Annotated in this window: 19 protein-coding genes and 2 pseudogenes; 13 read left to right on the top strand and 8 right to left on the bottom strand. The window is 57.5% G+C overall.

Features of this window, described 5'->3' with window-relative positions; genetic code table 11:
• Positions 1–140 precede the first annotated feature (140 nt).
• The gene (locus AC3IUA_RS18705; RefSeq protein WP_489356150.1) at positions 141–572 is read right to left on the bottom strand and encodes a hypothetical protein; all 432 of its coding nucleotides are present in this window, start codon (positions 570–572) and stop codon (positions 141–143) included.
• Positions 573–843: 271 nt separating this feature from the next.
• Positions 844–1875 (bottom strand): NADPH-dependent aldehyde reductase Ahr, encoded by a 1032-nt coding sequence (ahr, locus tag AC3IUA_RS18700; RefSeq protein WP_489356148.1) that lies wholly within the window; start codon positions 1873–1875, stop codon positions 844–846.
• A 389-nt stretch (positions 1876–2264) separates the two neighbouring features.
• Between ahr and AC3IUA_RS18695 the strand changes: the two genes are divergently transcribed.
• The gene (locus AC3IUA_RS18695) at positions 2265–4526 is read left to right on the top strand and encodes a S8 family serine peptidase (protein ID WP_489356146.1); all 2262 of its coding nucleotides are present in this window, start codon (positions 2265–2267) and stop codon (positions 4524–4526) included.
• Positions 4527–4679: 153 nt separating this feature from the next.
• Here the strand turns inward: AC3IUA_RS18695 and AC3IUA_RS18690 are convergent, their stop codons facing one another.
• The 3 genes from AC3IUA_RS18690 to AC3IUA_RS18680 all read right to left on the bottom strand — a co-directional run bounded on the left by AC3IUA_RS18690 (position 4680) and on the right by AC3IUA_RS18680 (position 7102).
• The gene (locus AC3IUA_RS18690; RefSeq protein ID WP_489356144.1) at positions 4680–6014 is read right to left on the bottom strand and encodes a CitMHS family transporter; all 1335 of its coding nucleotides are present in this window, start codon (positions 6012–6014) and stop codon (positions 4680–4682) included.
• Positions 6015–6134: 120 nt separating this feature from the next.
• Positions 6135–6290 carry a hypothetical protein gene (locus tag AC3IUA_RS18685; protein ID WP_489356142.1) on the bottom strand — a complete coding sequence of 52 codons (156 nt, stop codon included), beginning with the start codon at positions 6288–6290 and terminating at the stop codon, positions 6135–6137.
• A gap of 152 nt (positions 6291–6442) precedes the next feature.
• Positions 6443–7102, bottom strand: coding sequence for an aspartate/glutamate racemase family protein (locus AC3IUA_RS18680; protein WP_489356140.1), 660 nt, complete (start codon positions 7100–7102; stop codon positions 6443–6445).
• Positions 7103–7311: 209 nt separating this feature from the next.
• Here AC3IUA_RS18680 and AC3IUA_RS18675 point away from each other — a divergent pair, with 209 nt between their 5' ends.
• The 4 genes from AC3IUA_RS18675 to AC3IUA_RS18660 all read left to right on the top strand — a co-directional run bounded on the left by AC3IUA_RS18675 (position 7312) and on the right by AC3IUA_RS18660 (position 11039).
• Complete coding sequence (locus tag AC3IUA_RS18675) at positions 7312–8250, top strand: GntR family transcriptional regulator (protein ID WP_489356138.1); 939 nt, start codon at positions 7312–7314, stop codon at positions 8248–8250.
• A gap of 399 nt (positions 8251–8649) precedes the next feature.
• A complete protein-coding gene (locus AC3IUA_RS18670) occupies positions 8650–9720 on the top strand; it encodes an isocitrate/isopropylmalate dehydrogenase family protein (RefSeq protein ID WP_489356137.1) in 1071 nt (356 codons plus the stop codon).
• A 114-nt stretch (positions 9721–9834) separates the two neighbouring features.
• The gene (locus AC3IUA_RS18665) at positions 9835–10002 is read left to right on the top strand and encodes a four-carbon acid sugar kinase family protein (protein WP_489356135.1); all 168 of its coding nucleotides are present in this window, start codon (positions 9835–9837) and stop codon (positions 10000–10002) included.
• Positions 9999–11039 carry an AbrB family transcriptional regulator gene (locus tag AC3IUA_RS18660; protein WP_489356133.1) on the top strand — a complete coding sequence of 347 codons (1041 nt, stop codon included), beginning with the start codon at positions 9999–10001 and terminating at the stop codon, positions 11037–11039. Before AC3IUA_RS18665 ends, AC3IUA_RS18660 begins: the two co-directional genes overlap by 4 nt.
• Before the next feature lie 55 nt (positions 11040–11094).
• Here the strand turns inward: AC3IUA_RS18660 and AC3IUA_RS18655 are convergent.
• Both AC3IUA_RS18655 and AC3IUA_RS18650 read right to left on the bottom strand, forming a co-directional pair.
• Positions 11095–11172, bottom strand: a pseudogene (locus AC3IUA_RS18655) (aldolase); the annotation flags it as partial.
• Between the two features lie 32 nt (positions 11173–11204).
• The gene (locus tag AC3IUA_RS18650) at positions 11205–12149 is read right to left on the bottom strand and encodes a GntR family transcriptional regulator (protein WP_489356131.1); all 945 of its coding nucleotides are present in this window, start codon (positions 12147–12149) and stop codon (positions 11205–11207) included.
• Between the two features lie 171 nt (positions 12150–12320).
• Between AC3IUA_RS18650 and AC3IUA_RS18645 the strand changes: the two genes are divergently transcribed.
• From AC3IUA_RS18645 to AC3IUA_RS18620, 6 genes and pseudogenes are all read left to right on the top strand, one after another.
• Positions 12321–13211, top strand: a complete 891-nt coding sequence (locus AC3IUA_RS18645) for a LysR family transcriptional regulator (protein ID WP_489356129.1) — start codon at positions 12321–12323, stop codon at positions 13209–13211.
• Positions 13212–13358: 147 nt separating this feature from the next.
• Positions 13359–16061 carry an aconitate hydratase AcnA gene (gene acnA / locus AC3IUA_RS18640; RefSeq protein ID WP_489356127.1) on the top strand — a complete coding sequence of 901 codons (2703 nt, stop codon included), beginning with the start codon at positions 13359–13361 and terminating at the stop codon, positions 16059–16061.
• 42 nt (positions 16062–16103) lie between these two features.
• Complete coding sequence (locus AC3IUA_RS18635) at positions 16104–17156, top strand: lactonase family protein (RefSeq protein WP_489356125.1); 1053 nt, start codon at positions 16104–16106, stop codon at positions 17154–17156.
• Positions 17157–17171: 15 nt separating this feature from the next.
• Positions 17172–17915 carry a transporter substrate-binding domain-containing protein gene (locus tag AC3IUA_RS18630; protein WP_489356123.1) on the top strand — a complete coding sequence of 248 codons (744 nt, stop codon included), beginning with the start codon at positions 17172–17174 and terminating at the stop codon, positions 17913–17915.
• 86 nt (positions 17916–18001) lie between these two features.
• Positions 18002–18973, top strand: coding sequence for a Bug family tripartite tricarboxylate transporter substrate binding protein (locus tag AC3IUA_RS18625; RefSeq protein WP_489356121.1), 972 nt, complete (start codon positions 18002–18004; stop codon positions 18971–18973).
• A gap of 47 nt (positions 18974–19020) precedes the next feature.
• Positions 19021–19201: pseudogene (locus AC3IUA_RS18620) on the top strand (tripartite tricarboxylate transporter TctB family protein); the annotation flags it as partial.
• Positions 19202–19241: 40 nt separating this feature from the next.
• On the opposite strand, the gene AC3IUA_RS18615 reads toward AC3IUA_RS18620, so the two are convergent.
• Entirely contained in the window at positions 19242–20573 is a 1332-nt protein-coding gene (locus AC3IUA_RS18615; protein WP_489356119.1) for an MFS transporter, read from the bottom strand.
• Positions 20574–20774: 201 nt separating this feature from the next.
• Between AC3IUA_RS18615 and AC3IUA_RS18610 the strand changes: the two genes are divergently transcribed.
• Both AC3IUA_RS18610 and AC3IUA_RS18605 read left to right on the top strand, forming a co-directional pair.
• Complete coding sequence (locus AC3IUA_RS18610) at positions 20775–21515, top strand: Mut7-C RNAse domain-containing protein (protein WP_489356117.1); 741 nt, start codon at positions 20775–20777, stop codon at positions 21513–21515.
• Between the two features lie 243 nt (positions 21516–21758).
• Positions 21759–24962: an ATP-binding protein gene (locus AC3IUA_RS18605; protein WP_489356115.1), complete on the top strand. Its 3204-nt coding sequence runs from the start codon at positions 21759–21761 to the stop codon at positions 24960–24962.
• Positions 24963–24975 lie beyond the last annotated feature (13 nt).

Genomic DNA, 24975 nt, shown 5'->3' with positions numbered 1-24975 from the left:
GGATATTAGCCGGTATAGCTCATTAATCGCCGCCCTGGCGTTGCCCGTGCGAAACTTCCAAAGGGGAGCTATTCAGCTTCCCTTGGATTGTCTGGAGTCTTGTTGAGGGAACAGCACCGCAGCGATCTGAAATGCCGCGATCAGCCGACCACTTGCGCTTGCAACTGCAAATCCCCACCGATGTCCTTGACCAGTCCACTTGCCACAAACAGCGATACCAGTCGCTTGTGTAACTCGGGCTGGACAAACTCCTTGACGGTCGCTAGTGCCAAGTTGCCGCTGACCTCCAACTCGGCCTTGGTGTAGGACAACCAGGCCTTTTTCAGCACTAGCAAGACATCGCTGCCTGAGGTGGAAGCAAAGCAGCGGTTGACCTGTTGCCCTTCGAAGTTGAAGGTGTGCTGGTGCTCATAACCGGTCTCGTCACCCGCGCTGGCTTTACAACGGATACATGTGCAGGGGCCGTTGCCGAAAGCCTTGCGCAGGAAAGTGTTGAATTCCACGACGGGCTTGAGCGCCAAGCGCTTATCCACTTCGAACATATCTCCGGTCATTTTTTCTTCAGTACTCAACGTCCATTTCCTCGCAGTCAAACCGCTGATTTTTACAGCACGGCACAATATCAGCCGGATTGGTGGAGTGGGTACTTTTCGGGGCTGGCTTCGCGTTCGTGTCAAAGAATAAAGGCGATGCAACGGGTCGGGGTTCACGCCCCCGAGGTTTCTCGATTGATCAAAAGAGTCATTCTCGATGGTTGCAAACCATCCATTGAGCCGGTGAAGGTGGGCTGCTGTAATGGCGGCAGTTGAAGGCGCGAGCGGCGTTACCCGACGCGCCAGTCTGTCATTTGCTGGCGTCCAGCACGACGCGGTAGCGCGCCTTGCCACTGCGCAGGTGATCGATGGCTTCGTTGACCCGGCTCATGGGAAAGTGCTCGACCTGCGGCAGGATTTGATGACGTGCGCAGAATTCCAGCATGGTCGCCGTGGTACCGGGCGAGCCGACCGGCGAGGAGGACAAGCTCTTTTGTTGGGGAAGCAGGTCGAACACGTGCACTGGAATAGCACCGGGCACCAGGCCAACAAAATGCAGGCGCCCCTTGCCGCGCAGGGTTGCGAGCATGGCCTTCCAGTCGAGGTCGGCGTTGGCCGTGACCAGGAGAAAATCCAGGGTTCCGGCAATGGATTTCAGCGCGTTACTGTCGGTCGAGGCGACTACGTTGTGCGCGCCCAGGCGCCTGGCTTCGTCCTGCTTGCTCAACGACGAGGTAAAGGCCGTGACTTCGCAGCCCCAAGCGTTAAGGAAGCGCAGTGCCAGATGACCGAGGCCGCCGATTCCCACCACACCGACCCGATCAACAGGCTTGACGTCGAATTCCACAAGCGGGTTGAACACCGTCGAGCCGGCGCAGAACAGTGGCCCGGCCATGGCCGGGTCGAGCCCGTTCGGTATCGCAAGGGCCCAGGCCCAGTGCGAACGCAGGCGGTCGGCGAAGCCGCCGTTGCTGCCGATGATGGTGGGTTGGACTGTACCGCATAGGTGATGGGAGCCTCCGATACACGAGGCGCAATGCATGCAACTGCCCTTGTACCAACCAATACCCACCCGTTGTCCCACTTCGAGACCGCGTACCTGCGCGCCCACTCGTACGATACTGCCGACCACCTCGTGGCCGGGGATAAAGGGATACTGGCTAATGCCCCATTCGTTATCGATCAGCGACTGGTCAGAGTGGCAGACGCCGCAATACTCCACGGCGACTTCCACCTCCTCGTCCCCCAATGGACCGGGATCGTAGCTATAACGCTCCAGTGGAGCGCCGGCCGCCGTTGCGGCCCAACCGGTGAAGGAACTGAGTTCGGTGCTATCGCTCATTGGATACCTCCAGATCAGGAGACAGGGTTTTGGCCACTCAGGTGCCGCGGCGGAGCCAAGAAAGTGTAGCGTATCGCTTGCCGTCGTCTCGGGTGCCGATATCTTGGGGACAACCCATTAACCGCTACTCGGCATGGCGAGACTGCACCGATCAGTGTGAAACGAAGTCATCTGGCCAGCGTCATTTCGAGTACAGGCTTCATGAGGTTTAATAATAATAAATATTCTGAATTAAACTTACCCACAGATGGCTATAGCCTAGTATTACCGGTTGATCATTTGTTGATCCTGGATTTGCAAAGTCCCATCCAATGGGAATGCTAGTGAAGTTCCACCAATAAGTGGCCAGAAGTCGGCATCCCCTTTTCTTTAAGGTGAGTGCCGATGCCATGGCCAAAAAATCTGCAAAAAAATCAAAAGATATTCGGCTGAATGCAATTGAAGCGAATATCTGTCCATTCGAAATTGTCCCGCCTGGAAAAACCATAGAACTTACCCTTCAAACGCCTGCAGATGCGAAATCTGTTCAGGGAGCGATACGACTGAAGAATGGGTTTGACTGGACGAGTATCCACATTAACCTGCGTAAACGGGGGCGATTAATCAGATTAGAACTCAGTGATTGTCACGTTGGTACTTTTGACCTTGTGGTGTCGGAGTTGCTTGGTCCAAATGGCGAGAGACTGGTGGATGAGTATCACCTGCCATTTTCGGTCATTTCAATCGCTGGAACGGTAGCAAGCAATCTTCGTGTTGAGCACGTCACGCGTGTACGAATTGGCGAGTTGCACACGAGCCGTTTGAGCCATGGACATGCCGATGAGGGTGATTTTGTTGATGTAATCAAAGCGGTTGACCGTAAGACCGGGGCGCCCTGCGAATTAGCTTTCGATAATCGAGCCAAGCGAGTTGATTTCAACAAGTTAATTGATCAATTGGCTAAACGAAGGGCTGAAAAATTTGGCCGAATTAACGAGTCGCTGTACGAACTGATCGATAAGTGCCCCGCCAAAAAGGTGTTTCCTGTCGTCGTTTGGCCACGAATTACGGTTCCACCCGCACCCTATGAGAAATGCACAGACGGAGAAATGACGGAACCCCCTGAAGCGGAGTGCGAGGTACTCAATTCGCTGAGAGAGCCTATAGCCAACCTCAAGGCCGCCATGCGGCGCACGGAGATAAGAGTTGCGAAGGAGTCGAGCAAGAACAATTCCGTTCCATGTGTGCGTGCGACGGCGACTGCATCTCAAATTCGTGCACTTGCAAATGAGGAGCATGTGGGAGCTATCTTTTTCGATGACCACAGTGCCACCGTCGATCTGGGTAATTCAATCGCGATCGCACGCTCAAACAGGGCTCATATACTGGGGTTTGACGGTACAGGTACCCGCGCTGCAGTTTGGGAGGGCGGGCCGGATGTATTGACCAACCTCGCGTTTTCCGGTCAATACCTAAGCTCCCCCACGACGACTGATCACGCGAGACTGACCAGCTCGGTGGTCAAAAACACGGAGCCAGGTCAACCTCACGGCCATGCCCCGGACTGCGATCTATATTCGGCCAATTCCTATGGTACCGACGCGCTCACGTGGGCTGTGAGCGACCAACATTGCACGGTCGTGAGTCAGAGCTTTCATCGGACTGAGGAAGCCCAAAGATCGGGAATGCAGTCAGACGATATACTGAAAGACTGGCTCGTACTTCGTTGGCCGTATCCAACGATCATCCAGGCGGCGGGAAATTTCGTCGCTGGCGATTCAGACAACATCGCCTCAATTGAGGATGAGTACGTCAATCATAAAGGGTACAACTCACTGTCTATTGGAAATCACAATGACTTGGCTACAGCGATGGATGGCAGTTCGGTGTGGCGTAATCCGGATTCGCTGCATGGCGATCGTGAGCTTCCTGAACTTGCGGCCAACGGAACTGCGGTTTCGTCAAATGGGTTGACGAAGACAGGCACCAGTTTTGCTGCTCCTGCAGTTGCCGGTGTGACTGCCTTGTTACAGGAAGTGGCCCCTGGGCTACGTACATGGCCTGAAGGATGCCGAGCGATACTGCTTGCATCCGCCTCTCGTAGTCCGAGTTGGAAGGGTTGGTGGCAGACAATTATCGATGGCTACGATGGAATTGATGGAAGTGGAGCTCTCGACGCTCTGGTCGGCATAACGATCGCGGGGCAACGTCGATCGCGCAATGCAGCGTCCACTCGCTATGGCTGGGATGTGGGGACACTTAGGTCAGAGGATTTTGCTGAGAGTAAATTGTCTACATTCCGCTATTACATTTTCGTGCCTCGAAGGTTGTGGTTCCGCAAAGTCAAGGTTGCCCTGGCATGGGACTCAGCAGTTGGGGTTTCCCTTAGAACGTTATCGTTAAATTCAACGCTCAGCGTGGATCTCGACCTGATTGTCCGTGACAGCCATGGGAATCAAGTGGCGGCGTCATCTTCCTTCGACAATAGCTACGAGATTGCAGAGTTTTACCCTGCTGAAGGTGAAACCTACGAGGTGATCATTCGTCGCTGGTCAGGCCAGGACAGTGTCTGGTACGGCTTGGCGTGGGCGGTGACAGGGAGCGAGCATTCGATAGTGGTAAGCGAGCGTAATGAGAACGTATATCTGCCTGGCAGATTGCCTGGCGGATAGTCACGAAACAAGGTCTTGGTGGCGGGTGCCGACTCATCTGCGGTGTTCACTGCTACCAGTGGGGGGCCATCGAAAAAAATCCCGGAGACATTTCTGTGTCCGGGATCTTTTCATTGTTATTCAGTAGCGATGTGGGGAGGCTTCGTTCCCGGATTACGCACCGGCTTGCATAGGGAACAAGCCCAGGAGCAAGCACATACCCAAGAGGACGAAACTCAGCGCGAACGCCCACTTCATGGTGTATTTCTGATGGTCGCTGAACTCTACCCCGGCCAGGCCACACAGCAGATAAGTGGAAGCCACGAGGGGGCTGAGAAGGTGGACAGGTTGACCTACCAGCGATGCTCGTCCAATTTCCGCGGCAGAGATGCCATAGACTGCTGCAGCTTTGGCAAGTACCGGCAGCACACCGTAGTAGAAGGCATCATTGGACATGAAGAAGGTGCCCGGGATGCTCGCCAAAGCGGTGATCGGCGCCATATATGGGCCCCAGCTTTGCGGCAGCATCGACAGGAAGCTTGCCGACATGGCATCCACCATACCGGTCCCGGACAGAATGCCTGCCAGGATGCCGGCTGCGAGGAAGATAGCAATCTGGTTCAAAGCGGTGGGCGCGTGCGCAGAAATACGACGACGCTGCTCATGCATCTGCGGGTAGTTGATCACCAAGGCAATGGAGAACGCCACCATGAACAAAATGGAAAGCGGCAGAATCTCGAGAACCAGACCGGTCATCAGCGCAACAGTCAGTCCAGCGTTCAACCAGAACATCTTCGGCCGACGCAGTTCTGCGTTTTCCTCCGACAGGGAGGGCTGGCCGTCATCATCTTCGTCTTCAAAGACCGTGGCGGCAGCACCAAGGGACAGCCGAATCGTACCCAGGCGTTGACGTTCGCGAATACCGATAAAGTAAGCCAGTGCCAGAACACCCAGGAAGCCGACTACCATTGCGGGAATCAAGGGCATGAAAAGCTCGGCAGTATCAACCTGCAAGGACGCCGCGGCACGAGCCAACGGGCCGCCCCATGGCAACAGATTGGTCACGCTCGCCGCCAGAATGACTACGCACGTAAGCGACAGTGGGTCGAGTCGCAGTCTCTTGAACAACGGCAGCATTGCCGCAAGGGTGATCATGTACGTGGTGGAGCCATCGCCATCCAGCGATACCAATCCAGCGAGCAGAGCCGCAAAAATGACGGCTTTGACCGGGTCACCATTGATCAGCTTGATGAAAGCACGAATGATCGGATCGAACAGACCGGTATCGAACATCACGCCAAAGTAGAGAATCGCGAACATCACCATGATCGCGGTCGGAGCTACCTTGCGAAGTCCCTCAATCATCATATCGCCCATGTCCGGGCCAAATCCGGCGAAGAGCGCGAATATGATTGGAATTGTTGTCAGGGCAACCAAGGGCGACAACCGCTTGGTCATGATGAGAGCCATGAAGGTCACGATCATGCCGTAACCAAGTAGTGAGAGCATTTGTATCACCTTGACGTAAAGTACAATTGTTTTTATGGGATCTGCGCTCAAAGCGCATCAAGGTTCCCGCTGCATTTTCTGGTCTGACTTAGCGGTTGATCGCTGAGTCCCATCCGGGAATCAACTCATGTGAAGGCCGCCATTCCAGGTGTTCTTCAGCGGGGAATCGGGGCCGCACCCTGCGACGACGGTAAATCCGTCCTTGGCCAACCGCTGGCAAACTGCTGTACCTCGGTTACCCATACCAGCAGTGACACGGGCGATCTTCTTGGTCATGCGTTAACTCCTTTTGTGTTTTTTGTGGGGAGCATTGCGTGCAACCTTCAGGGCTACTGGCGCCTAATAAACCCTACTAAAAATTGTTTTGCAAGATAACGCAGTACAATTAATTCAAAAGGGAAGGCTTTCTTACCAACGGTCCTCCAGAATCACCCTTGCACAAGGTTACGAAGTTTCCAGATGGCACTGTCGGGTGTGGTCAGAACGGGGAGGCCGCTCGCCTGGCTTGACTGGTGCGCAGCACGGGTCATGGAGAATTGCGCGAAGCACAGCAGTTCGCTGTTCGTTACCGTACGGGCCAGATCCGCAATCAATTGGTCATGACGATCAGCGTTGCCCTTGCGCAGTTCGTCGAATGCCTCAGGGCAGACCAGTGCAGTGAGTTCGATCTCCACGCCTTGCTGCCGCGCAAAGCCTTGAAATTCTTCGGTCATCGACGTAATTGCTGGCGCAAAGGTCGCAAGGATGGAAATTCTCCCGGTTCGTTGAACGGCTTCCTCAATCATGGCTTCATTGGGCTTGAGGATCGGGATGCTCAGGGAGCGTTTGCACAGATCAATGGCATTGCCGAATGCCGAGCAGGTAAACAAGATGGCGTCTGCGCCCGACTCCGCGGCATAAGTGGCGAGCTTCAAAAAACGCTGGCTCAACGCCGGGGTGAGTTCACCGGCGGCTGCCAAATCGCTGGAAAGAGAGTCTTCCAACAGATTCGCCAATCTGGCCTCAGGCCAAAGCCGAGTGAAGGCCTCAGTTATCGGTGCGATAGACACAGGCGTGGCATGGATCAAATAGATGAGTGGTGCAGTCATGACGTTTCCCTCTGTTTAGTGATTAGGCGCTGCATTGCAGTGGCGTGTTGATGAGCATCAGGTGTGTTATTTTTCTTTAAGGTCTCGGATCATGGTGTCATCGCTCTGTCCCATACCCTTGCATTGACGTCATCCTCCTCTGATTACTGGTTTCCATGAATTCAGCAGAACCGACTCTCGAACAACCCTTGGTGGGCGATCTGTCCAAAATGAAGCCCAAGATCAAGAAAGACCTGGCGGAGCAACTGGCTCCCAAGATCATCGACATGGCAAGAGCCAGATCCATGCGCGCTGGTGATCCGTTGCGCGAGGAGTCGTTTGCGAAGGAGTTGGGGGTTTCCCGTTCGCCCATTCGTCGGGGTTTCGCGTTGTTGGCAGAGTTGGGCCTGGCCACCAAGGAAACCAATCGAGGTTATTTCCTGACGGCTGACGCGCGAGGCATCGACAGCGGCAAGTTGCCGTTGGAAGTCGATCCGTTCGAAGATTTTTATCTGCGTGTTGTCGACGACGTGCTTCGCGGTGACATTGCCACGACGTTTTTTGAAGCCGAGTTGATGCGTAAATATGAGGTGCCGAGGGGGCAACTCATGAAAGTCCTGAACCGGCTGGCCAATGAAGCGATGATTGAACGCAAACCAGGTCAGGGTTGGGAGATCAACAGCTTCCTGCATGACTCCAAGGCTCATATCCAGAGTTACCGTTTTCGGATGGCGATTGAACCCGCTGCTGTGCTCGAGCCAGGGTACGTGGTGGATAAGATTGCATTTGCAAAGGCTCGAGAGACTCAACAGCAGCTGCTTGATGGCGACATATTCAAACTGTCGCGATCGCAGCTGTTTCAGATTGGTGCGCAGCTTCATGAACTGGTGGTCCGCTGCTCGGGCAACGCATTTTTTCTTGAAGCCATCCGCAGGCAAAACCAGCTGCGTCGATTCATGGCTTACAAGGCCAACGTTGATCGGCCGCGGCTGATCAACCAGTGTAAGGAACACATCCATCTTCTGGATCTCATCGAAAGTGGACAACGCGAAGCGGCTGCGGATTTCTTGCGCAACCACCTCGATGTTGTCGGGCGGCAAAAAACCGATAAAGAGGCCAAGGATGAGCTGGAGTATCAGCGCAGCCTTGAGGTTTCGGTCGTCAGTTAGCGCACCGCTCGTTTAGCAGCACCACACCTTCATCATCGCCGTACAACAGGTTGCCGTCGGTAATCGTGTGTCCGGCGAATTCCACCGCTCCTGTCTGCCCCTCGCGTAGCGATCGCTACCACCCTCATTGACGATCAGGACTCTGCCTTTGCCAGGCAGCGTGCTTATTTCCTGTTGGCCTGGATCGGTTGAAGGATGATCGTCGAGCGCAAAGGTTGCATGGATTGAATATTCGTGCAATAAAATGCAATCTGTCGAAAGCGAAAACGACACAGCTCCGGGCAACGCCAGGCTGAGTTATCGGATCATCATTATTGTATTTTGTATTTATGATATACATTAAGTGGGCGATTTCTGGCGTACCGGCTCAATCAGCAACTAAAAAGTAAGGGGCATGCGATGCGTATTTTGGTTCTCCCTGGTGACGGTATTGGTCCGGAAATCGTTGAGTCTTCGATGTCGGTCCTGCAAGCAGCCAACAAAAAATTCGATCTGGGTCTGGAATTCGATTACGACGATGTCGGTTTCACGAGCCTGGAAAAATACGGCACCACCCTTCGTGATGAAGTGCTGGAAAAGGCCAAAAGCTACGACGGCATCATCCTCGGCACTCAATCCCATGCCGATTACCCAGCTCCGGAGAAAGGCGGTCGCAACGTCTCCGCCGGCTTTCGTATCGGCCTGGACTTGTATGCCAACGTACGTCCTGCCCGCACCCGTCCGTTCCTGACTTCGAACATGAAGGAAGGCAAGACGATGGATCTGGTCATCATGCGCGAAGCGACTGAAGGCTTTTATCCGGATCGCAACATGAGCCGCGGTTGGGGCGAAGTGATGCCGACTCCTGATATGGCATTGTCCACTCGCAAGATCACTCGCCATTGCAGTGAGCGTATTGCTCGCCGTGCATTCGAGCTGGCAATGAAGCGCGGCAAAAAGGTCACCGCCATTCACAAGGCCAACAGCTTTCACATGACCGATGGGTTGTTCCTGGAATGCGTTCGCAACGTCGCCAGGAATTTCCCTGAAGTGACTCTGGACGATCTGTTGGTCGATGCCTCGACGGCTCATTTGGTGCGTAACCCTGAACGTTTTGATGTGCTGGTCGCAACGAACTTCTATGGCGACATCATCAGTGACCTCGCCAGCGAATTGTCCGGCAGCCTGGGGCTCGCCGGTTCGATGATGGCCAGCGATGTTCATTGCTGCGCCCAGGCTCAACACGGTTCTGCTCCAGATATCGCAGGTCAGGACAAGGCCAACCCGGTATCGATGATTCTTTCCGTTGGCATGTTGTTGCAATGGATGGGCGAGCACCATGACAACCAGGCTTTGATCAATGCCGGCCTGGCAATGGACAAGGCTGTCGATGTGGTCTTGAAAGAACCTGAACAACGTACCCCGGACCTGGGTGGCTCTTTTGGCACCAAGGCTTTTGGTGAGGCTGTCGCCAAGGTCATCCTGGGCTGATCGATACGGTGGCATGCCAGCCATGCCGCCTGCCGTTCTGAGTGAATGCTGGATCAATCAAGAAGAAACGCGCTTCCTTTTGGTAGGCAAGGGGGAGGGTGCAAGGAGAAAACAGTGAGTCAATTACTACTCGGTTGCATCGCTGATGATTTCACCGGCGGTACTGATTTGGCCAGTACGCTGGTGCGTGGCGGGATGCGCACGTCTGGCCAGTGCGCCATGAATTTGCATGAACGGGCGCACAGCCCCGTCTGTACTGTCTTCAGTGGACTGACGGGATGAAGGCGTTCTTCACTTCTATGGGGTCGTGGTGGGCGACACCTCTCGTTGGCATTGCCGGGGCTTTGCTCGCCAGTCAGCTCAACTGGCCACTGCCCTGGATCATCGGCTCGATGTTGGCGGTGATCCTGGTGCGCTGTCTGGGTTGGGGAGTGGGTGAGATACCCAATGGGCGCCTGTCAGGTCAGTGGATGATCGCGACCTCTATCGGTTTGCACTTCACGCCGGTCGTGCTGGAGCAAATCCTCGGGCATTTCGCGATGATGTTGGCCGCGGCGTTTCTAACGCTGTTTCTTGCACTGCTTGGCATAGAGTTTATGCGGCGCAGGGGTATGGACCTGACGACCGCGTTTTTCGCCTTCATGCCGGCAAATTTTTCGGAAATGATCCAGTCAGGGATCAGGCACAAGGCCAACGTCAGTCAGATCGCCGCAGCCCACAGCATACGTTTGGTGTTGATCGTCCTGTGCGTGCCTGCGGCGATGTTTTTCAGCGCAAAAATCTCTCCGTCAGTGGTGCATGCACGTTTGCCCAGTGATTGGTACTGGCTATTTGCGCTGCTGTCGGGAGGAGCGCTGACGGCAATGATCTGGAAGCGGTACAAGCTACCGAACCCCTGGATGTTCGGTCCAATGGCCTTATGCGCCACCTTCACGGCAAGCTTCAATCTACAAACGGCACTGCCCGTGGAGCTCAGCCATTACGGACAATTAATGATTGGATGTGCGCTCGGCGGCTATTTTGATCGTCATTTTTTCAGATCTTCACCGACGTTCTTGCTCAAGGTTTCGTTGTTCACCTTGACCATGATTTTTTGCACCATGGCGCTGGCTGTAGTAATGGGGCAATTGCTGGATTTTCCGGTGATGACGCTGGCATTGGGAACGATGCCGGGCAGTAGTACGGAAATGTATCTGACGGCCGAAGCGTTGAACCTTGGCGTCGGGATTGTCACGGCTATGCAAATCATGCGGCTGGTGGTGGTGATGCTCTGCGCCGAGCCAGTCCATGGCTACTGGTTAAAACGCATCACCACTTGACCGCAAACACACTCCTCAACTCCTTGATCGCGTCTTCATTCAGTGGCGCAGGTTTGGGCGTCAATGGTGGAAGAATATCGTCATCGCTCCAGACCCCGGCCAGCGTCAATGCTACGAGGGAAGTCGAGTGAGTAGTTGTTCCTCGGTACTCAACGGTTGCTCTCCTCAAGACGTGATGTGAGGGCTGAGGCCGGGAAGGGAAAGGTTGATTCCAGCGGGTTCTGCTCGCAGTTTCAGGATCGGCGATTTTTGAGCGAAAGAGCCGCTGAGGTGCTGTTTCATCAAGTGCGCGGCCTCAAGGTTGTGGCCTTGCTCTACCAGTTCGATCATTCGAATGTGTTCTGCGCACTGCTTGTAGAGTCGCTTGCGGTCAATCATCGAGCGGTATTCGATGAGCCGCCGCATGTTGTTCATCTGGACGAGGATCATGTGATAAAGCGGGTTACCGGAGAGCTTAATCAACTCTTCGTGGAACCGAATACCATTTTTCAGGAGGACATCAGCCGGCAGGTTATCGATGCCTCCGTCGAGCATGTCCTGTTGCTCTTTTTTCAAACGTTGAAGTTTGCTCGGGTCGTGCAGAAAAGTCGGCTCCAACAGTGCCGCAGGTTCGATCAGCGACCGGACCTTGTAGATGTGATCAAGGCTTTCCGGGGTTTTCGCAACGTCCAGAAAGCGCCAGCCGTAACCCGGCTTCGATTCTGCCCAACCGACTTTGGCTGCGCGATTGAGGATGTCGATGACTTGGGCTTTCGTCAGGTCATAGCGAGTGCGCAAAAACTGTTCTGTCACTTCACCGGGAATGGCATCGTTCAGCCAATCTTCGGCGAGTCGGTAGTATTCGTCTGGTTCCTCCAGGGGTACGACTTCGTCGCGGATCGGCGAAAGGTCCAGCGCCGATTCCAAAACGAAGAAACCACGATTCGGCAGCTGCTCAAGAACGCTTTGCTCGGAAAGCAAGACAAGCGCCTCTCGCGCCGGAGAGCGGGAAACATTGAACTCGTCGGCGATTTTTTGCGCGCTGAGGTGGTCGCCCGGTGATAACCCACCGGTCTGGATTTTCTGCCGGATCTGCGCTGCGATTCTTTGTACCAATGCGCTGGAAGCCATTTCTGTGATCACTTACGGAATATATGCCGATTAAAATAACATTGCATTTTTACGTGTCAATATGCCAGTATTTTTATCGCGCGCTGGATGGGAAAACCTATATGAGTTGCTCATGGCGCAGCTGCGCTCTGACGTGCTTCACTCATCGCTCTCGAGTCAAGGATTCTTCCATTGCGATACGACCTCACGAGTCTGGACCTTTTCATCACGGTTGCGCAGGAGCGCAATCTGACAAGGGCTGCCCGGATCAAACACCTCGCGGTATCCGCTATCAGCAAGCGGATTACCGAGCTGGAAGCCCAGGTCGGAGCGCCGCTGCTGGTTCGCAATGCTCGGGGCGTAGAGCTGACACCGGCGGGGCAGTCGATGCTTTTCTACGCACGACAGTTGAAACAGACGCTGGAGCAGCTCGACAACGAGTTGGGGGACTACGCCGCCGGGGTCAAGGGCCATGTGCGGATCCATGCGATTACCTCGGCTTTGTCGCAGTTTCTACCGGATGATGTGGCCGGATTTGTTGCGCTCTACCCGCAAATAAAATTCGATATTGAAGAGCGGGTCGGATCTGCCGTGATCCGGGCTGTGGCGGACGGTCGTGCCGACCTGGGCATCATTGCCGTGCAAACCGCCGCACAAGGTTTGGAGACGGTCCCCTATCGCAATGACGAACTGACCGTGGTCGTCCCTGCTGGGCATGCTCTGGCTTCCCGCAAATCGGTGCGTTTCAAGGAGGTTCTGGAACATGAGTTCGTGGGGCCTCACCTGGAAAGCTCGATGCATACATTGCTGACCAGTGAAGCGGAAAAGCTCGGCATGGCACTCAAGCTGAGGATTCGGATCAGTAGCTTCGATTGCATGTGCCGAATGGTTTCTTCCGGTCTGGGTCTGGCAGTGCTCCCACGCAGCGTCATTAACCAGTACCTGCGCAGCCATAAGTTGAAGGCGGTGACGCTGGATGAGCCGTGGGCGCAGCGGTCACTGCTGCTGACGTTCAAGAAGTACGATGCCGCTTCCCCCACCTTGAAGACCCTCATCGACCACCTGAAACTGCCTGCCGAGTAATACAGTCGTGCGTTCTCCGATGGAGAACGCTGCCGTGGTAAACCATCAATTTTCTTTTGCTCCCACTGCTCCTAGTATTTGCTCATCAGCGGTGTTGTTCGGGTACTCCGGCTCCCGCGAAAACTTTAGAAGCCGAGCGATACGAGCATGACCGAAACTGCCTGCGACCTTCTCAATCATCTGGTCATCGACCACGAGCAATTCGCCTACGTCGACTTGTACAAGATGCTTTCGCCCTCTCAGGTATCGAAGCTGCCCTATGCCATTCGCATTTTGCTGGAGAACGTTGCCCGTTGTTCGCCAGAGGCGTTGTCGTCGGTGCTCGCCCGAGCCATCGGTCAGGGCCCTGACTGCGAAGTGCCGTTTCAGCCCAATCGCCTGATGTTCCATGACACCACCTGCCTGCCCGCGCTCGCCGATTTCGCCGGCATGCGTGATGTTGTGGCGGAGCTGGGTGGCGACCCGAGCGTGATGAATCCGCTGATTCCCGCGGTGCTGACGATCGACCACTCGGTGATTGTCGAGCGGTATGCCGAAGCCGATGCCGTGGAAAAGAACCTGGACATCGACTTTCGCCGTAACAGCGAGCGCTATCGGTTTATCAAGTGGGCACAGAAGAGTCTCGACAACTTCGGGGTCATTCCGCCGGGTACCGGTATCATCCATCAGATGAACATGGAGGCGCTGGCGCAGGTTGTCTGGGAAAGCCAGACGCAAGACGGCCAACGCCTGCTCCACCCGGATGACATGGTTGCCACTGACAGCCATACACCGATGATCAATGCCATTGGGATTCTGGGCTGGGGGGTAGGCGGTCTGGAGGGCCAGGCGGCGATGCTGGGGGAGCCCGTTCCGATCAGCTTTCCCAAGGTCATCGGTATTCGTGTGACTAACCTCATGCGGCCAGGTGTCACCGCCACCGACCTGTCTCTGCACGTTGCCGAAATACTGCGCAAGCGTTCGGTGGTGGGGAAATTCGTCGAGTTCACCGGCCCCGGTCTTTCCACCCTGAGCTGGGCAGCTCGTGGGACGGTGTCCAACATGGCACCCGAGTACGGGGCCACTGTGGTTTTCTTTCCATTCGACAACGAAACGCTGTCGTATCTGGAATTGACCGGTCGCTCAGCCGAACTGCGCGAGAAGGTGGTCACTTATATGAATGCCCAGCCGCTGTGGCGTCGTGACGATCTTCCTGAGCCGCACTTCGATGAACTGATCGATCTGGATCTGGCGAGTATCGAACCTAGCGTCGCCGGACCTCATCAGCCTCACCAGCGGCAGAAGCTTTCCCATGCGGCGGCATCCTTTCGCAATGAAGTGATGGGTGGCACCAAGCTGATCGCGGGGCCGGCCGAACAGTCCTTCTTCGAGCCTTCGTTTCAGGAGCCGATCACCCATGGCGCCGTGGTCATGGCCGCTATTACCAGCTGCACCAATACCGCCAACCCGTCGCAGATGATTCAAGCCGGCTTGTTGGCCCGTAAAGCACGGGCGCTCGGGTTCAAGCGCAAGCCCTGGGTCAAAACCTCGCTGTCTCCAGGCTCCCAGGTGGTGGCGGACTATCTGACTGAAGCCAACTTGCTTGAAGACTTCTCTGCGTTGGGCTTTGACCTCGCCGGGTTCGGCTGCATGACGTGCATCGGCAACTCGGGGACGCTCGAAAAGCATGTCGAGGCGTTTGCGGATCAAGGACTGAAGGGCGTCGTCGTGTTGTCCGGCAATCGGAATTTCGAAGGCCGGGTAAACCCAAAAGTACCAGCGGGCTACCTGGCTTCCCCGGCGCTGTGCGTGGCCTATGCTATCGCCGGTACGATCGATATCGACCTGGACTCGCAACCGCTGGGTCAGGACCTTGCCGGCAAGGATGTGTATCTGGGCGATCTAATGCCGACTGATGCCGAAGTCGCCGCCCAGGTGCTTGAAGTGGTCAAGCCCGAGTTCTTCCAGCAGCGTCTGGCGACGGTCTGGGAAGGTACGCATCACTGGCAGGCCCTGTCCGCTGAAGGCAGCGTGCAGTTTTCCTGGAGCCCTGAATCCACTTACTTGCGTCGTCCTCAGTATCTCGCCGATATCCAGGCCGAGCCGAAAGAGAGCCTGGCCATAAGCGGTGCCCGTGTGCTGATGGTCCTCGGCGACAACATCACGACTGACCATATTTCCCCGGCCGGTGCTATTCCAGCCAATAGCCTGGCAGGCCAATGGCTACTGGAACGGGGAGAGGATCCACGGGACCTCAATCAATATTCCACGCGGCGCAGTAACCACGAAGTCATGCTGCGCGGCGCTTTCACCAACCGTTCGGTGAAAAATCTGCTGTTGGGAGGTCACCAGCCAGGGCCCGGAGCCTGGGCATGGAACGCGGACCACAGCGAGTGCTTGCCGCTGTTCATGGCGGCCAAGAGTTATGCCGAACAACAGATACCGATGGTGATGTTTGCCGGTATCAACTACGGAGCCGGCTCAAGCCGTGACTGGGCCGCCAAGGCACAGGCGCTGCTGGGCGTGAAAGCGGTAGTGGCCCGTAGCATCGAACGGATTCACCGCAGCAACCTGATCGGCATGGGCGTCATCCCCTTGCTGTTCAAGTCGGGGCAGTCAGTGGCGGACCTGAACCTGCAGGGCGACGAGCGTTTCAATTTTGTCGGGCTGGACGACCTGAAGGTGGGCGACAACTCCGTGACCCTGATCATTAGCCCGCCGGGTGGCGATCAACAACAGGTCGAGCTGACGGTACGCATCGACTCCTTGCAAGAGATTCGCTACCTCACCCATGGCGGTGTTCTGCCTTACGTGATCCGCAAGGTGGTGAAACGCACGAGCCACAGATTCGACCCCATGGCTCGATCCTGAGCCGAGCACTTGCGATTAACTGTTACTCGGAGAGAAAACCCTATGTACGCCTATGTCGGGTCGCGGACCACTCGCGAGCGAAACGCCCGCGGTGAAGGCATCAGTGTCTACGAAGTGGACCAGGAGAAAGGTACGCTGACCCTCATCGAAGTGGTCAAGGACCTCGTCAACCCGTCTTTCCTGGTGCTCAACAAAGCCTGTGACCGGCTTTACACCGTGCAGGGTGACACGAGCGACGTCAGTGCATTCAGCGTCGACAAGGCCACCGGCAAGCTGACCTTCATCAATCGGCAAAGCTGTGAAGGGAAGAACCCCGTACACCTTGCACTTGATTCGAGCGAACGCTTCCTGGTCGTTTCGAACCATATCACCGGCTCCCTGGCGGTCATGAATGTGGGCGATGACGGTTCCCTGGGTACGCTGAATCAGCTGCTCAAACTGGAAGGTCCGATCGGGCCTCACCGGGTCGAGCAGGCGTTTTCCAAGCCGCATTTCAACCCCTTCGATCACACCGGCAACTTTGTGTTGGTGCCCGACAAGGGCCTGGATCGCATTTTCAGTTTCCGTTTTTACAACGGCAGACTCTTTCCCGCCGATCAACCTTTTGTAGCGACACGGGAAGGGGCGGGTCCACGACATCTGGCATTGCACCCCAATGCGCCATTCGCCTATGTCGTCAACGAGCTGGACTCGACGGTGACGGCCTATCGATTCAACTCGAAGGATGGTGCTTTGAAACCGCTACAGGTGGTGACATCGCTGCCGTCGACTTTCACCGGTAACAGCCGAGCCTCCGAGATCGAGGTGGACCCTGGTGGGCGTTTCGTTTACGCCTCCAACCGCGGTTACGACAGCGTCGCCGCCTTTTCCATCGATCAGCGGACGGGGTTGTTGAGCCCCGTCGGGTTCATGCCTACGGATGGCAAAACCCCGCGCTTCTTCACCCTGACACCCAATGCGCGTTTCCTCTTCGCACTCAACGAGGACAGCGACACCATCATCTCGATGGCTGTAGATCCGCAAACAGGTGGATTGAGCAAGACAGGTTTTTCGGTTTCTACCGGTAGCCCGGTATGTATGGTTTTTTCTGCCTGAATAGGGAAGTGAATGATGAGTGATATCACACCGGTGGTTCTTGAAGATCTGGCCCCTCAGGGGGTTCTTCGTGCGGCGATCAATTTCGGCAACCCGGTACTGGCTCAGAAGGGACCGGATGGATCTCCACAAGGCGTATCCGTTGCATTGGCAAAGGCACTCGCTGAAGAGCTGGGCGTGCAGCTGGAAATGCTCACATTCGATGCTGCGGGCAAGGTGTTTGCCGCGCTGGAGGAGGGGGTCTGGAACGTTGCTTTCCTTGCCATCGAGCCGGTGCGAGAAGAACAGATCGCCTTCAGTGAACCCTACGTGATTATCGAGGGCACTTACCTCGTAGCTGCCGATTCGCCGTATGTGGAAGTCGACGATCTCGATCATCCAGGGTTGAGACTCGCTGTAGGCAAGGGAGCTGCCTATGACCTGTTCCTGACTCGTACGTTGAAACACGCGCAGCTGGAGCGAGCCGAGACATCCGCTGCAGCGGTGGACCTGTTCTTTGACAAGACCCTGGATGCCGCCGCGGGCGTGCGGCAACCGCTGCAAAAGGTGGTCGATGCTGACCCGCGTTACCGGGTGCTTGAAGGCGCCTTCACTGCAATCCGCCAAGCGCTGGCAGTGCCTCGCAATCGCGAAGCGGGTGCGGCGTATGTGAGGGCCTTCGTAGAGCGGAAGAAAGCAGAAGGATTCGTTCACGCCGCATTGTCCGCGAGCGGTCAAGGTGATGTAACGGTTGCGTCTTGGCCATTGAGAGGGCGTTAACAGATAGACCCATGAACTACGCTTGCCCGCAGGTAATTCGACATTCAACCGGCACCCACAAAAACAATAGTATCGGGAGAAACTTCATGTTCACTTCAGTCCGTCGATTCAGCCGCTCCATATCCATTGCAGTGGCGGTTACCGCGATCACACTCACGACACCTGTCATGGCCCTGGATACCGTCAAGTTCATGGCCCCTGGTTCGGTGGGTGGTGGTTATGACCAGACCGGACGGATTCTGGGCAAGGCCTTGATCGAGGCCAAGGTGGTCAAATCCCTCACCTTCGAGAACAAGGGCGGAGCAGGTGGAACCTTGGGGCTGGCGCAGTTCGCCAACAGCACCAAGGGCGACCCGAATGCACTGCTGGTGGTGGGTGCCAACATGGTCACTTCCGAGGAGCAGAACAAGCCGCAAATTACCATGAAGGATGTGACACCGATCGCCCGGCTTTTCACCGAGTACAACGTGCTTGCCGTCCGTGAGGAGTCGCCCTATAAGACGCTGGAAGACTTGCTCGCTGCCTTCAAGGCCAATCCATCCAGCATCAAATGGGGCGGTGGCTCCAAGGGTTCGATCGACCACATTGGTATCGCCGAACTGGCCGGCAAAATGGATGTGCCGATCAACAAGGTGAATTACGTCGCCTACGCCGGTGGGGGCGAAGTCGTCGCGGCCACGCTGGGAGGTCACATCACGGTGATTACCGGTGGCTACGCCGAGTTGGCCAAGTACGTCCAGTCCAGGCAGTTCCGTTTGCTGGCCATCGGTGCGCCAGATCGCGTTCAGGGCATTGACGCACCGACCCTCAAAGAGAAGGGCTACGACGTCACGATTAATAACTGGCGCGGCATCTACGGCGCAGCAAATCTTTCGCCCGAGCAGCGTAAAGAAGTGGTTGATGCGGTCCTCGCCGCCACTAACAGCAAGGTCTGGCAAGACAATGTCAAACTCAACGCCTGGTCACCCAGCATTCTGACCGGCGATGAGTTCGGCAAATTCGTCGAAGAGGACCACGTGCGGCTGCGGGCGATGCTGGTCAAGGTCGGGCTGCTTTGAGATGGCCCGGCTTCGCAGCATAGTGCCGGCCCAGCTGGCGGTCGGGGGTGACCGCAGGCCTTGTGGCGGTTAGCCTTGCTGATCAACCTCATCGGATTCGTATGGGCGGCCGCGCTGTTGTTTGCCTGTTCGACACGAGGTATCGGTAGTCGCCGTCCGCTGCACGACCTGGCCTTCGGCATTGCCCTGACCTTACCGATTTACTGGCTGTTCAATGCCGGGCCAGGGTTTTACCAATCTGAATTTGGCCGGCCTTGCGTTGAAACCCTCAGGCCGCAGCGTCCACTGCTACGCCATTTTCTCCCGTCGGAACATCATGCAGGGAAATCCTTGAAGTCTCCGGCAACGCCAAACCACCGGCCAGCGCGAGCAACGCCACCGCAATCAGATAGAACGCTGGCGACAGGTTGCTGCCGGTGGTGCTGATCAACCACGTCGCCACCAGCGGCGCGGTGCCACCGAATAGGGTGTAGGCCATGTTGTAGGTGATAGCCGACGCGGTATAGCGCGTACGGGTGGGGAAGGTTTCCGAGAGCAAGGCCGCGGTTACCACGCCACACAACACCGCGCCTATCGCCAGGAGCATGACGCCGACGATGGACGCTGCGAACGAGCCGGAACTGGCCATCAGGAACGAGGGATACACCGCCACAATTAACAGAGTACAAGCTGTCATCACCGTGACCCTACGCCCGACCCGGTCCGAATACAGCCCGGCCAGCGGGCAGATCGCCGCTGCGAAGATCAATGCAATCAGCGACACCAGCAACGCCGTTGCGCGACTCAGACCGCCCGCGACTTGCAGGTAGGTAGCGAAGTAGGTGGTGAACATATAGAACGATAGCGCCGTCAGCGACACGAAGGCACCCAGGCAGCAGATCGCCGCGCCATGGTTGCGCAAGGTCTCCTTGAGCGGGGAATGTGCAACCGCATGTTCCTGAGTCACCACCTGGAAAGCCGGGGTTTCATCCAGCTTCCAGCGCATGTAAAGACCCACCAGGCCCAGCGGCGCGGCAATCAGGAACGGCAGGCGCCAGCCCCAGCTACCCATGGCTTCGGTCGATAATGAGGCCTCGAGTGCGTAGGCCACCACGGCTGCCGCTGCGAAGGCGGAAAAGGTCGATACCGGAATGAAGCTGCCATACCAGGCCCTTTTATCGTTGGGTGCATGCTCCATCAGATAGGCACACGCACCTGCGTATTCGCCCCCGGCGGAAAAGCCTTGGGCGCAACGGATCAGAGTCAGGAGGATCGGCGCCATGACCCCGATAGCGGCATAAGTGGGCAACAACCCGATCAAGGTAGTCGCAACCGCCATCAACAGGATGGTCATGGCCAGGGTTCTCTTGCGGCCAATCCTGTCACCGAGCATGCCGAAGAAAATCCCGCCCAGAGGCCGGAAGGCAAAGGCCACGGCGAACACCGCGAAGGTTTTTAGTAGCGCGGCGCTAGCATCGCCGCTGGGGAAAAATTGCTGGGCGATGGTCGTAGCCAGAAAGCCGTAGACAGCGAAGTCGAACCACTCGACGAAATTGCCGATGGCGGCAGCGACAATCACTTTTTTCAGCGTTTTCGGGCTGACCTGAGCTGCGCTTGTCATGCTGAACCCTCGACATTCCATTAGTAAGCTTTCGATTATCGGGGTAGCCACTGAAACGGCTCACTTCAAAAGTGTCATCCGCATAGTCAGGACCGACTCATTGCTATTGGATTACGCATGATTCGTGCCGAAGGCGTTGGATCAAGGAGAAGATGTCCGGACTGGACTCGCTCATCCTGCAGCCCTGCCATACTGTTCAGCATGACCAGTGCAACCTTCCGCTTCTACGAGGAGCTCAACGATTTTCTGCCGGCCGAACGGCGGCGGCAGTCCTTCACTTGCGAGTGCGCGCGAGGGGCGACGGTCAAGCACATGATCGAGGCGCTCGGGATACCGCACACCGAGGTCGAGCTGGTGCTGCTCAATGGCGAGTCGGTGGGCCTGGAGCGGGTGATCTTCGACAGTGACCGGCTGGCGGTGTATCCCAAGTTCGAAGCGCTGGACATCAGCCCGTTGCTCAAGATTCGTGCGCAACCTTTACGGGTGCTGCGCTTCGTCGCTGATGCGCACCTTGGCGGGCTGGCCCGCCTGCTGCGCATGAGCGGCTTCGACACCCTCTACGACAATGGCTTCGAGGATGCCGAGATCGCCGAGATCGCTGCGCAGCAAGGACGCATCGTGCTGACCCGCGACCGCGAACTGCTCAAGCGGCGGATCATCAGCCACGGCTGTTACGTGCATGCCCTGAAACCGTCGCTGCAGCTGCGCGAATTGTACGAGCGCCTCGACCTGGCGCGTAGCGCGCGGCCATTCAGCCTGTGCCTTCATTGCAACCTGCCGCTGCACGAGATCAGCCCGGAACTGGCCCGGCCGCAGCTGCCGCCACGCATTGGCGCCCTCTATTCGCACTTCCTGCGCTGCGACGCCTGCCAACGGGTTTACTGGGAGGGTTCGCACTGGCGCGGCATGTGTGCACTGCTGGCACCTCTGCTGGACCGATAGCCTTCGAACGGTGGATGCCGCAGCCAACGCAACAGGCTGGATCCTTGGCCCGCCCCGGCAACGGTCGCGGGAACGGACCTACAATGATACTGAGCCAATGGGATGTGAACACTACTACAGAATCCCGCGGTTCCGGCCCGGAAACCCGGAGTCGACACTCATCAAGCTGCTGATCGGCTTGTTATCGACACCGGTGGGGGAGACAGCGGACTTTCGGAGCTGGACCGCAAGCAGAGGAGCCATATGCCGAGTGACACGAGCGGGGTCGGTGGCGAACGGCCGACGCGGTTACAGGTCCGACTTCTTGGTGCAGTCGAGATCATCCTGGACGGCCGGCGTCTTCGCGCCTTCAACTCTCTTCGCTTGCAACGGTTTCTGGGGTTGATCGCGTTACGGAGAGACCCGCAGCATCGCTCACGACTCGCGTTCGAGCTCTGGCCCGATTCCGACGAACCGCAGGCGCGCACCAACCTCAGAAAGCTGCTCCACGACTTCCGTCATGCCCTTCCCGACATCGGTGAGTTCGTCGAGATCGACAACGAGACTGTGCGGTGGATTGCGAGTGGGCCGAGCGAGGTCGACGTGCTGAGGTTCCAGGATGCCATGGCGGCCGGTGATTTCGAGCTCGCCGCGCGCCTCTATTCAGGCGATCTCCTTCCGGCTTGTTATGACGACTGGGTCCTGGATGAGCGAGCGAAACTTCGAGCTGAGGCGTATGGGGGCCTCGTGCGGCTGACAGAAGAGGCTGCGAGGCGCGACGACCACAAAGCCGCGATCAGGCATGCCCAACGCATCATCGACCTGGAGCCGACCGACGAAGCGGCCGTTCGAATTCAGATGGAAGCACATCTCGCGCTTGGCGATAGAGCCGCGGCACTGCGCTCCTACCACCGCTACGCGCAGGTGCTCGAACGCGACCTCGCGGTGGCACCGGGCGAGGCGATCGGGGCCATGTACCAACAGCTTCGGGCTGGCACACTCAACCGCGACGAAGTGCAGGGCAAGGACCTACCCGTCGCCGAATCGCCTTTCGTCGGCCGCGACCTCGAATGGAACCAGCTCATCGAGGCATGGAACGCCGCGCGGGAGAGGGGGGCACATCTCTTGTTGGTGACCGGGGAGCCGGGGATCGGAAAGTCCCGTCTCGCACTGGAACTCGGCCGCCGTGTTCGAGCAGAGGGACACGTGGTGGCATCGGCTCGTGCATACGAGGCTGCAGGCAGGCTGCCATGGGGTCCCGTCATCGACCTACTCCGATCGGATGCTATCAGAAGCCACATCGACACGCTCGACACGGTCTGGAGGGCCGAGCTCGCTCGTCTGCTGCCCGACCTGCGCGACGTTTCGCAGCCATCTGAACGGAGCCAGTCGGGCGATCTGGCTCAGCGCCATCGGTTGTTCGATGCTGTGAGCCGAGCGATTGTCGCCGGCGATCGCCCGCGCTTGCTGATCATCGACGATCTCCAGTGGTGTGACGCCGAGACCATCGAGTTGATCGGTTTCGTTGTCCGTTGCGGACAGACCGCACCTGTCCTCATCGTCGGTACCGTCCGCTCGGAGGAGATTTCAGAGCATCATCCCCTGGTTGGACTCGTCGACGCCTTGGGCCACGACCAGGCAGTGACCACAGTGCCACTCGACCGACTCGACGAAGCCACAACTGCGACGCTCGCTGCTCGGCTACGCGCTGAGGACACGATTGATGCGAAACTGGCGGCACGACTCTGGAACGAGACCGAAGGCAATCCACTCTTTGTCATTGAGGCTCTTCGCGCCGGGATATCCTCTGATGGAAGTCAAGCAGTGCTCACACCGACGATGCGGGCGGTGCTGCGCGCCCGACTGGGCCAACTCACTGACGGCGCTCGGCGACTAGCCGAAGTGGCGGCCGTTATCGGTCGGCCCTTCTCAGTCGGTCTGATGGTCTCGGCCACCGGGATCGATGAGCACGAGCTCATTGATCACGTCGACGAACTCTGGCGTCGACGGATCATCCGCGATCAGGGGCTCACGTACGATTTCAGTCACGACAAGCTTCGGGCGGTGGCGCTGGAGATGGTCAGCCCAGCTCGTCGACGCCAACTCCACCGGGCTGTCGCCGAGGCGATTGCGGTCGAGCGCCACAGCGACATCGACGCGGCCAGCCCGCAGCTGGCCGCACACTACGACCAGGCCGGCATGGTCGAACCGGCCATCGATGCCTACCGCGTGGCGGGGGAGCGAGCGGTGGCCGTGTCGGCCCTCGAAGAAGCGGTCAGCCTGTTTCAGCGAGCGCTCGCACTGCTCGCCGACCTGCCACCGTCACCTGACCGCGATGCACTTGAACTCGATATCCGGATCGCCCTCGGATCCCCCCTTGTGGCCCTCGACGGTTACGGCTCCAAGGGTGCGCACCAACTCTACGAGCGAGCCCTTTCCCTTTGCCGCAAGCTTCACAGACCCGTGGAGCCGCCGATCCTCCGTGGTCTCGGCCTCGCCCGGCTGCAGGGCTGCCGCTTCGACGATTGCGATGAACTCGCTCGGGCCCTTCTCGAGCATGAGAGGCATGATCCGGTAGCCAGGACAGAGGGTCGATATCTCCTCGGCGTGAGCGCGTTCTGGCGGGGCGATCTGGCCAGAGCCCGTCACTATCTCGATGGCGCTATCGAAGCCTATGACCTATCCCATCGCGACGAGCATCTGGCGTCGTACGCCCAGGACCCGAAGGCGGTTTGCCTCGTACGGCTGGCCCTCGTCGAACTGTGGGCCGGAGATGCCGGCCGGGCCGACCAGACAGCCCGATCTGCACTTGGGATCGCCGTGGATCTCGATCATCTGATGACGTTGGGGTACGTCATCACTTACGCGGCGATTCTCGCGGCCGAATCCGAAGATCTCCCGCGCCTCGCCGAGCTCCTCGCGGACGCCGACCTACTATGGAAGCGTTTTTCGGATCGCTACCTCATGGTCGTACTGGAAGCCCTTCGGGGCTGGCTGGAGGTGTGCACGGGATCGGCTGGGGGCATCGAGAAGATCGTACAGTCGGTGGCACGCTCGCGTACCGAAGGGGAGACCCTCCACCTGACCTACACACTCCTTCTTCTCGCCCGGGCTCGCGGCATGGTCGGTGAGTTCCGCCAGGGACAAGCCGCCACACGCGAGGGGCTCTCATGGTCACAACGCTGTAACCAGCGCTATCTCGAGGCCGAGCTGTGGCGAGTCGACGGTGAGCTGGCTTATCGCAGCGGGGAAACCGAAGCCGCCGCCGCTTCTTTGCGCAGTGCCGTCGAGATCGCCAGCGCCCAAGGGGCGGGCTGGCTGGAGCTTCGGGCGCTGCACTCCTTCGCCAGTCGATTTCCCGATCAGACCCTGCGTGAGCAACTTGGCGATCTCCTCGAGACCATTGCGTCGGGCCATGATCTCCCGGCGTTCCGGGCAGCGACCGGCTTTCTGAGCGAATCCGGTTGAGCGGGAACGCTTC

It is taken from the genome of Pseudomonas sp. KH_050, assembly GCF_057838875.1.
Note: the sequence above shows the minus strand (reverse complement) of the source record. Positions and strands in the feature narration are given on the sequence as shown.

What these genes read in the sequence shown, in the direction of transcription:
- ahr (WP_489356148.1), bottom strand. Translation starts at nt 1,875, where the DNA reads ATGAGCGATAGCACCGAACTCAGTTCCTTCACCGGTTGGGCCGCAACG.
- AC3IUA_RS18695 (WP_489356146.1), top strand. Translation starts at nt 2,265, where the DNA reads ATGGCCAAAAAATCTGCAAAAAAATCAAAAGATATTCGGCTGAATGCA.
- AC3IUA_RS18690 (WP_489356144.1), bottom strand. Translation starts at nt 6,014, where the DNA reads ATGCTCTCACTACTTGGTTACGGCATGATCGTGACCTTCATGGCTCTC.
- AC3IUA_RS18685 (WP_489356142.1), bottom strand. Translation starts at nt 6,290, where the DNA reads ATGACCAAGAAGATCGCCCGTGTCACTGCTGGTATGGGTAACCGAGGT.
- AC3IUA_RS18680 (WP_489356140.1), bottom strand. Translation starts at nt 7,102, where the DNA reads ATGACTGCACCACTCATCTATTTGATCCATGCCACGCCTGTGTCTATC.
- AC3IUA_RS18675 (WP_489356138.1), top strand. Translation starts at nt 7,312, where the DNA reads ATGAAGCCCAAGATCAAGAAAGACCTGGCGGAGCAACTGGCTCCCAAG.
- AC3IUA_RS18670 (WP_489356137.1), top strand. Translation starts at nt 8,650, where the DNA reads ATGCGTATTTTGGTTCTCCCTGGTGACGGTATTGGTCCGGAAATCGTT.
- AC3IUA_RS18660 (WP_489356133.1), top strand. Translation starts at nt 9,999, where the DNA reads ATGAAGGCGTTCTTCACTTCTATGGGGTCGTGGTGGGCGACACCTCTC.
- AC3IUA_RS18650 (WP_489356131.1), bottom strand. Translation starts at nt 12,149, where the DNA reads ATGGCTTCCAGCGCATTGGTACAAAGAATCGCAGCGCAGATCCGGCAG.
- acnA (WP_489356127.1), top strand. Translation starts at nt 13,359, where the DNA reads ATGACCGAAACTGCCTGCGACCTTCTCAATCATCTGGTCATCGACCAC.
- AC3IUA_RS18635 (WP_489356125.1), top strand. Translation starts at nt 16,104, where the DNA reads ATGTACGCCTATGTCGGGTCGCGGACCACTCGCGAGCGAAACGCCCGC.
- AC3IUA_RS18630 (WP_489356123.1), top strand. Translation starts at nt 17,172, where the DNA reads ATGAGTGATATCACACCGGTGGTTCTTGAAGATCTGGCCCCTCAGGGG.
- AC3IUA_RS18625 (WP_489356121.1), top strand. Translation starts at nt 18,002, where the DNA reads ATGTTCACTTCAGTCCGTCGATTCAGCCGCTCCATATCCATTGCAGTG.
- AC3IUA_RS18615 (WP_489356119.1), bottom strand. Translation starts at nt 20,573, where the DNA reads ATGACAAGCGCAGCTCAGGTCAGCCCGAAAACGCTGAAAAAAGTGATT.
- AC3IUA_RS18610 (WP_489356117.1), top strand. Translation starts at nt 20,775, where the DNA reads ATGACCAGTGCAACCTTCCGCTTCTACGAGGAGCTCAACGATTTTCTG.
- AC3IUA_RS18605 (WP_489356115.1), top strand. Translation starts at nt 21,759, where the DNA reads ATGCCGAGTGACACGAGCGGGGTCGGTGGCGAACGGCCGACGCGGTTA.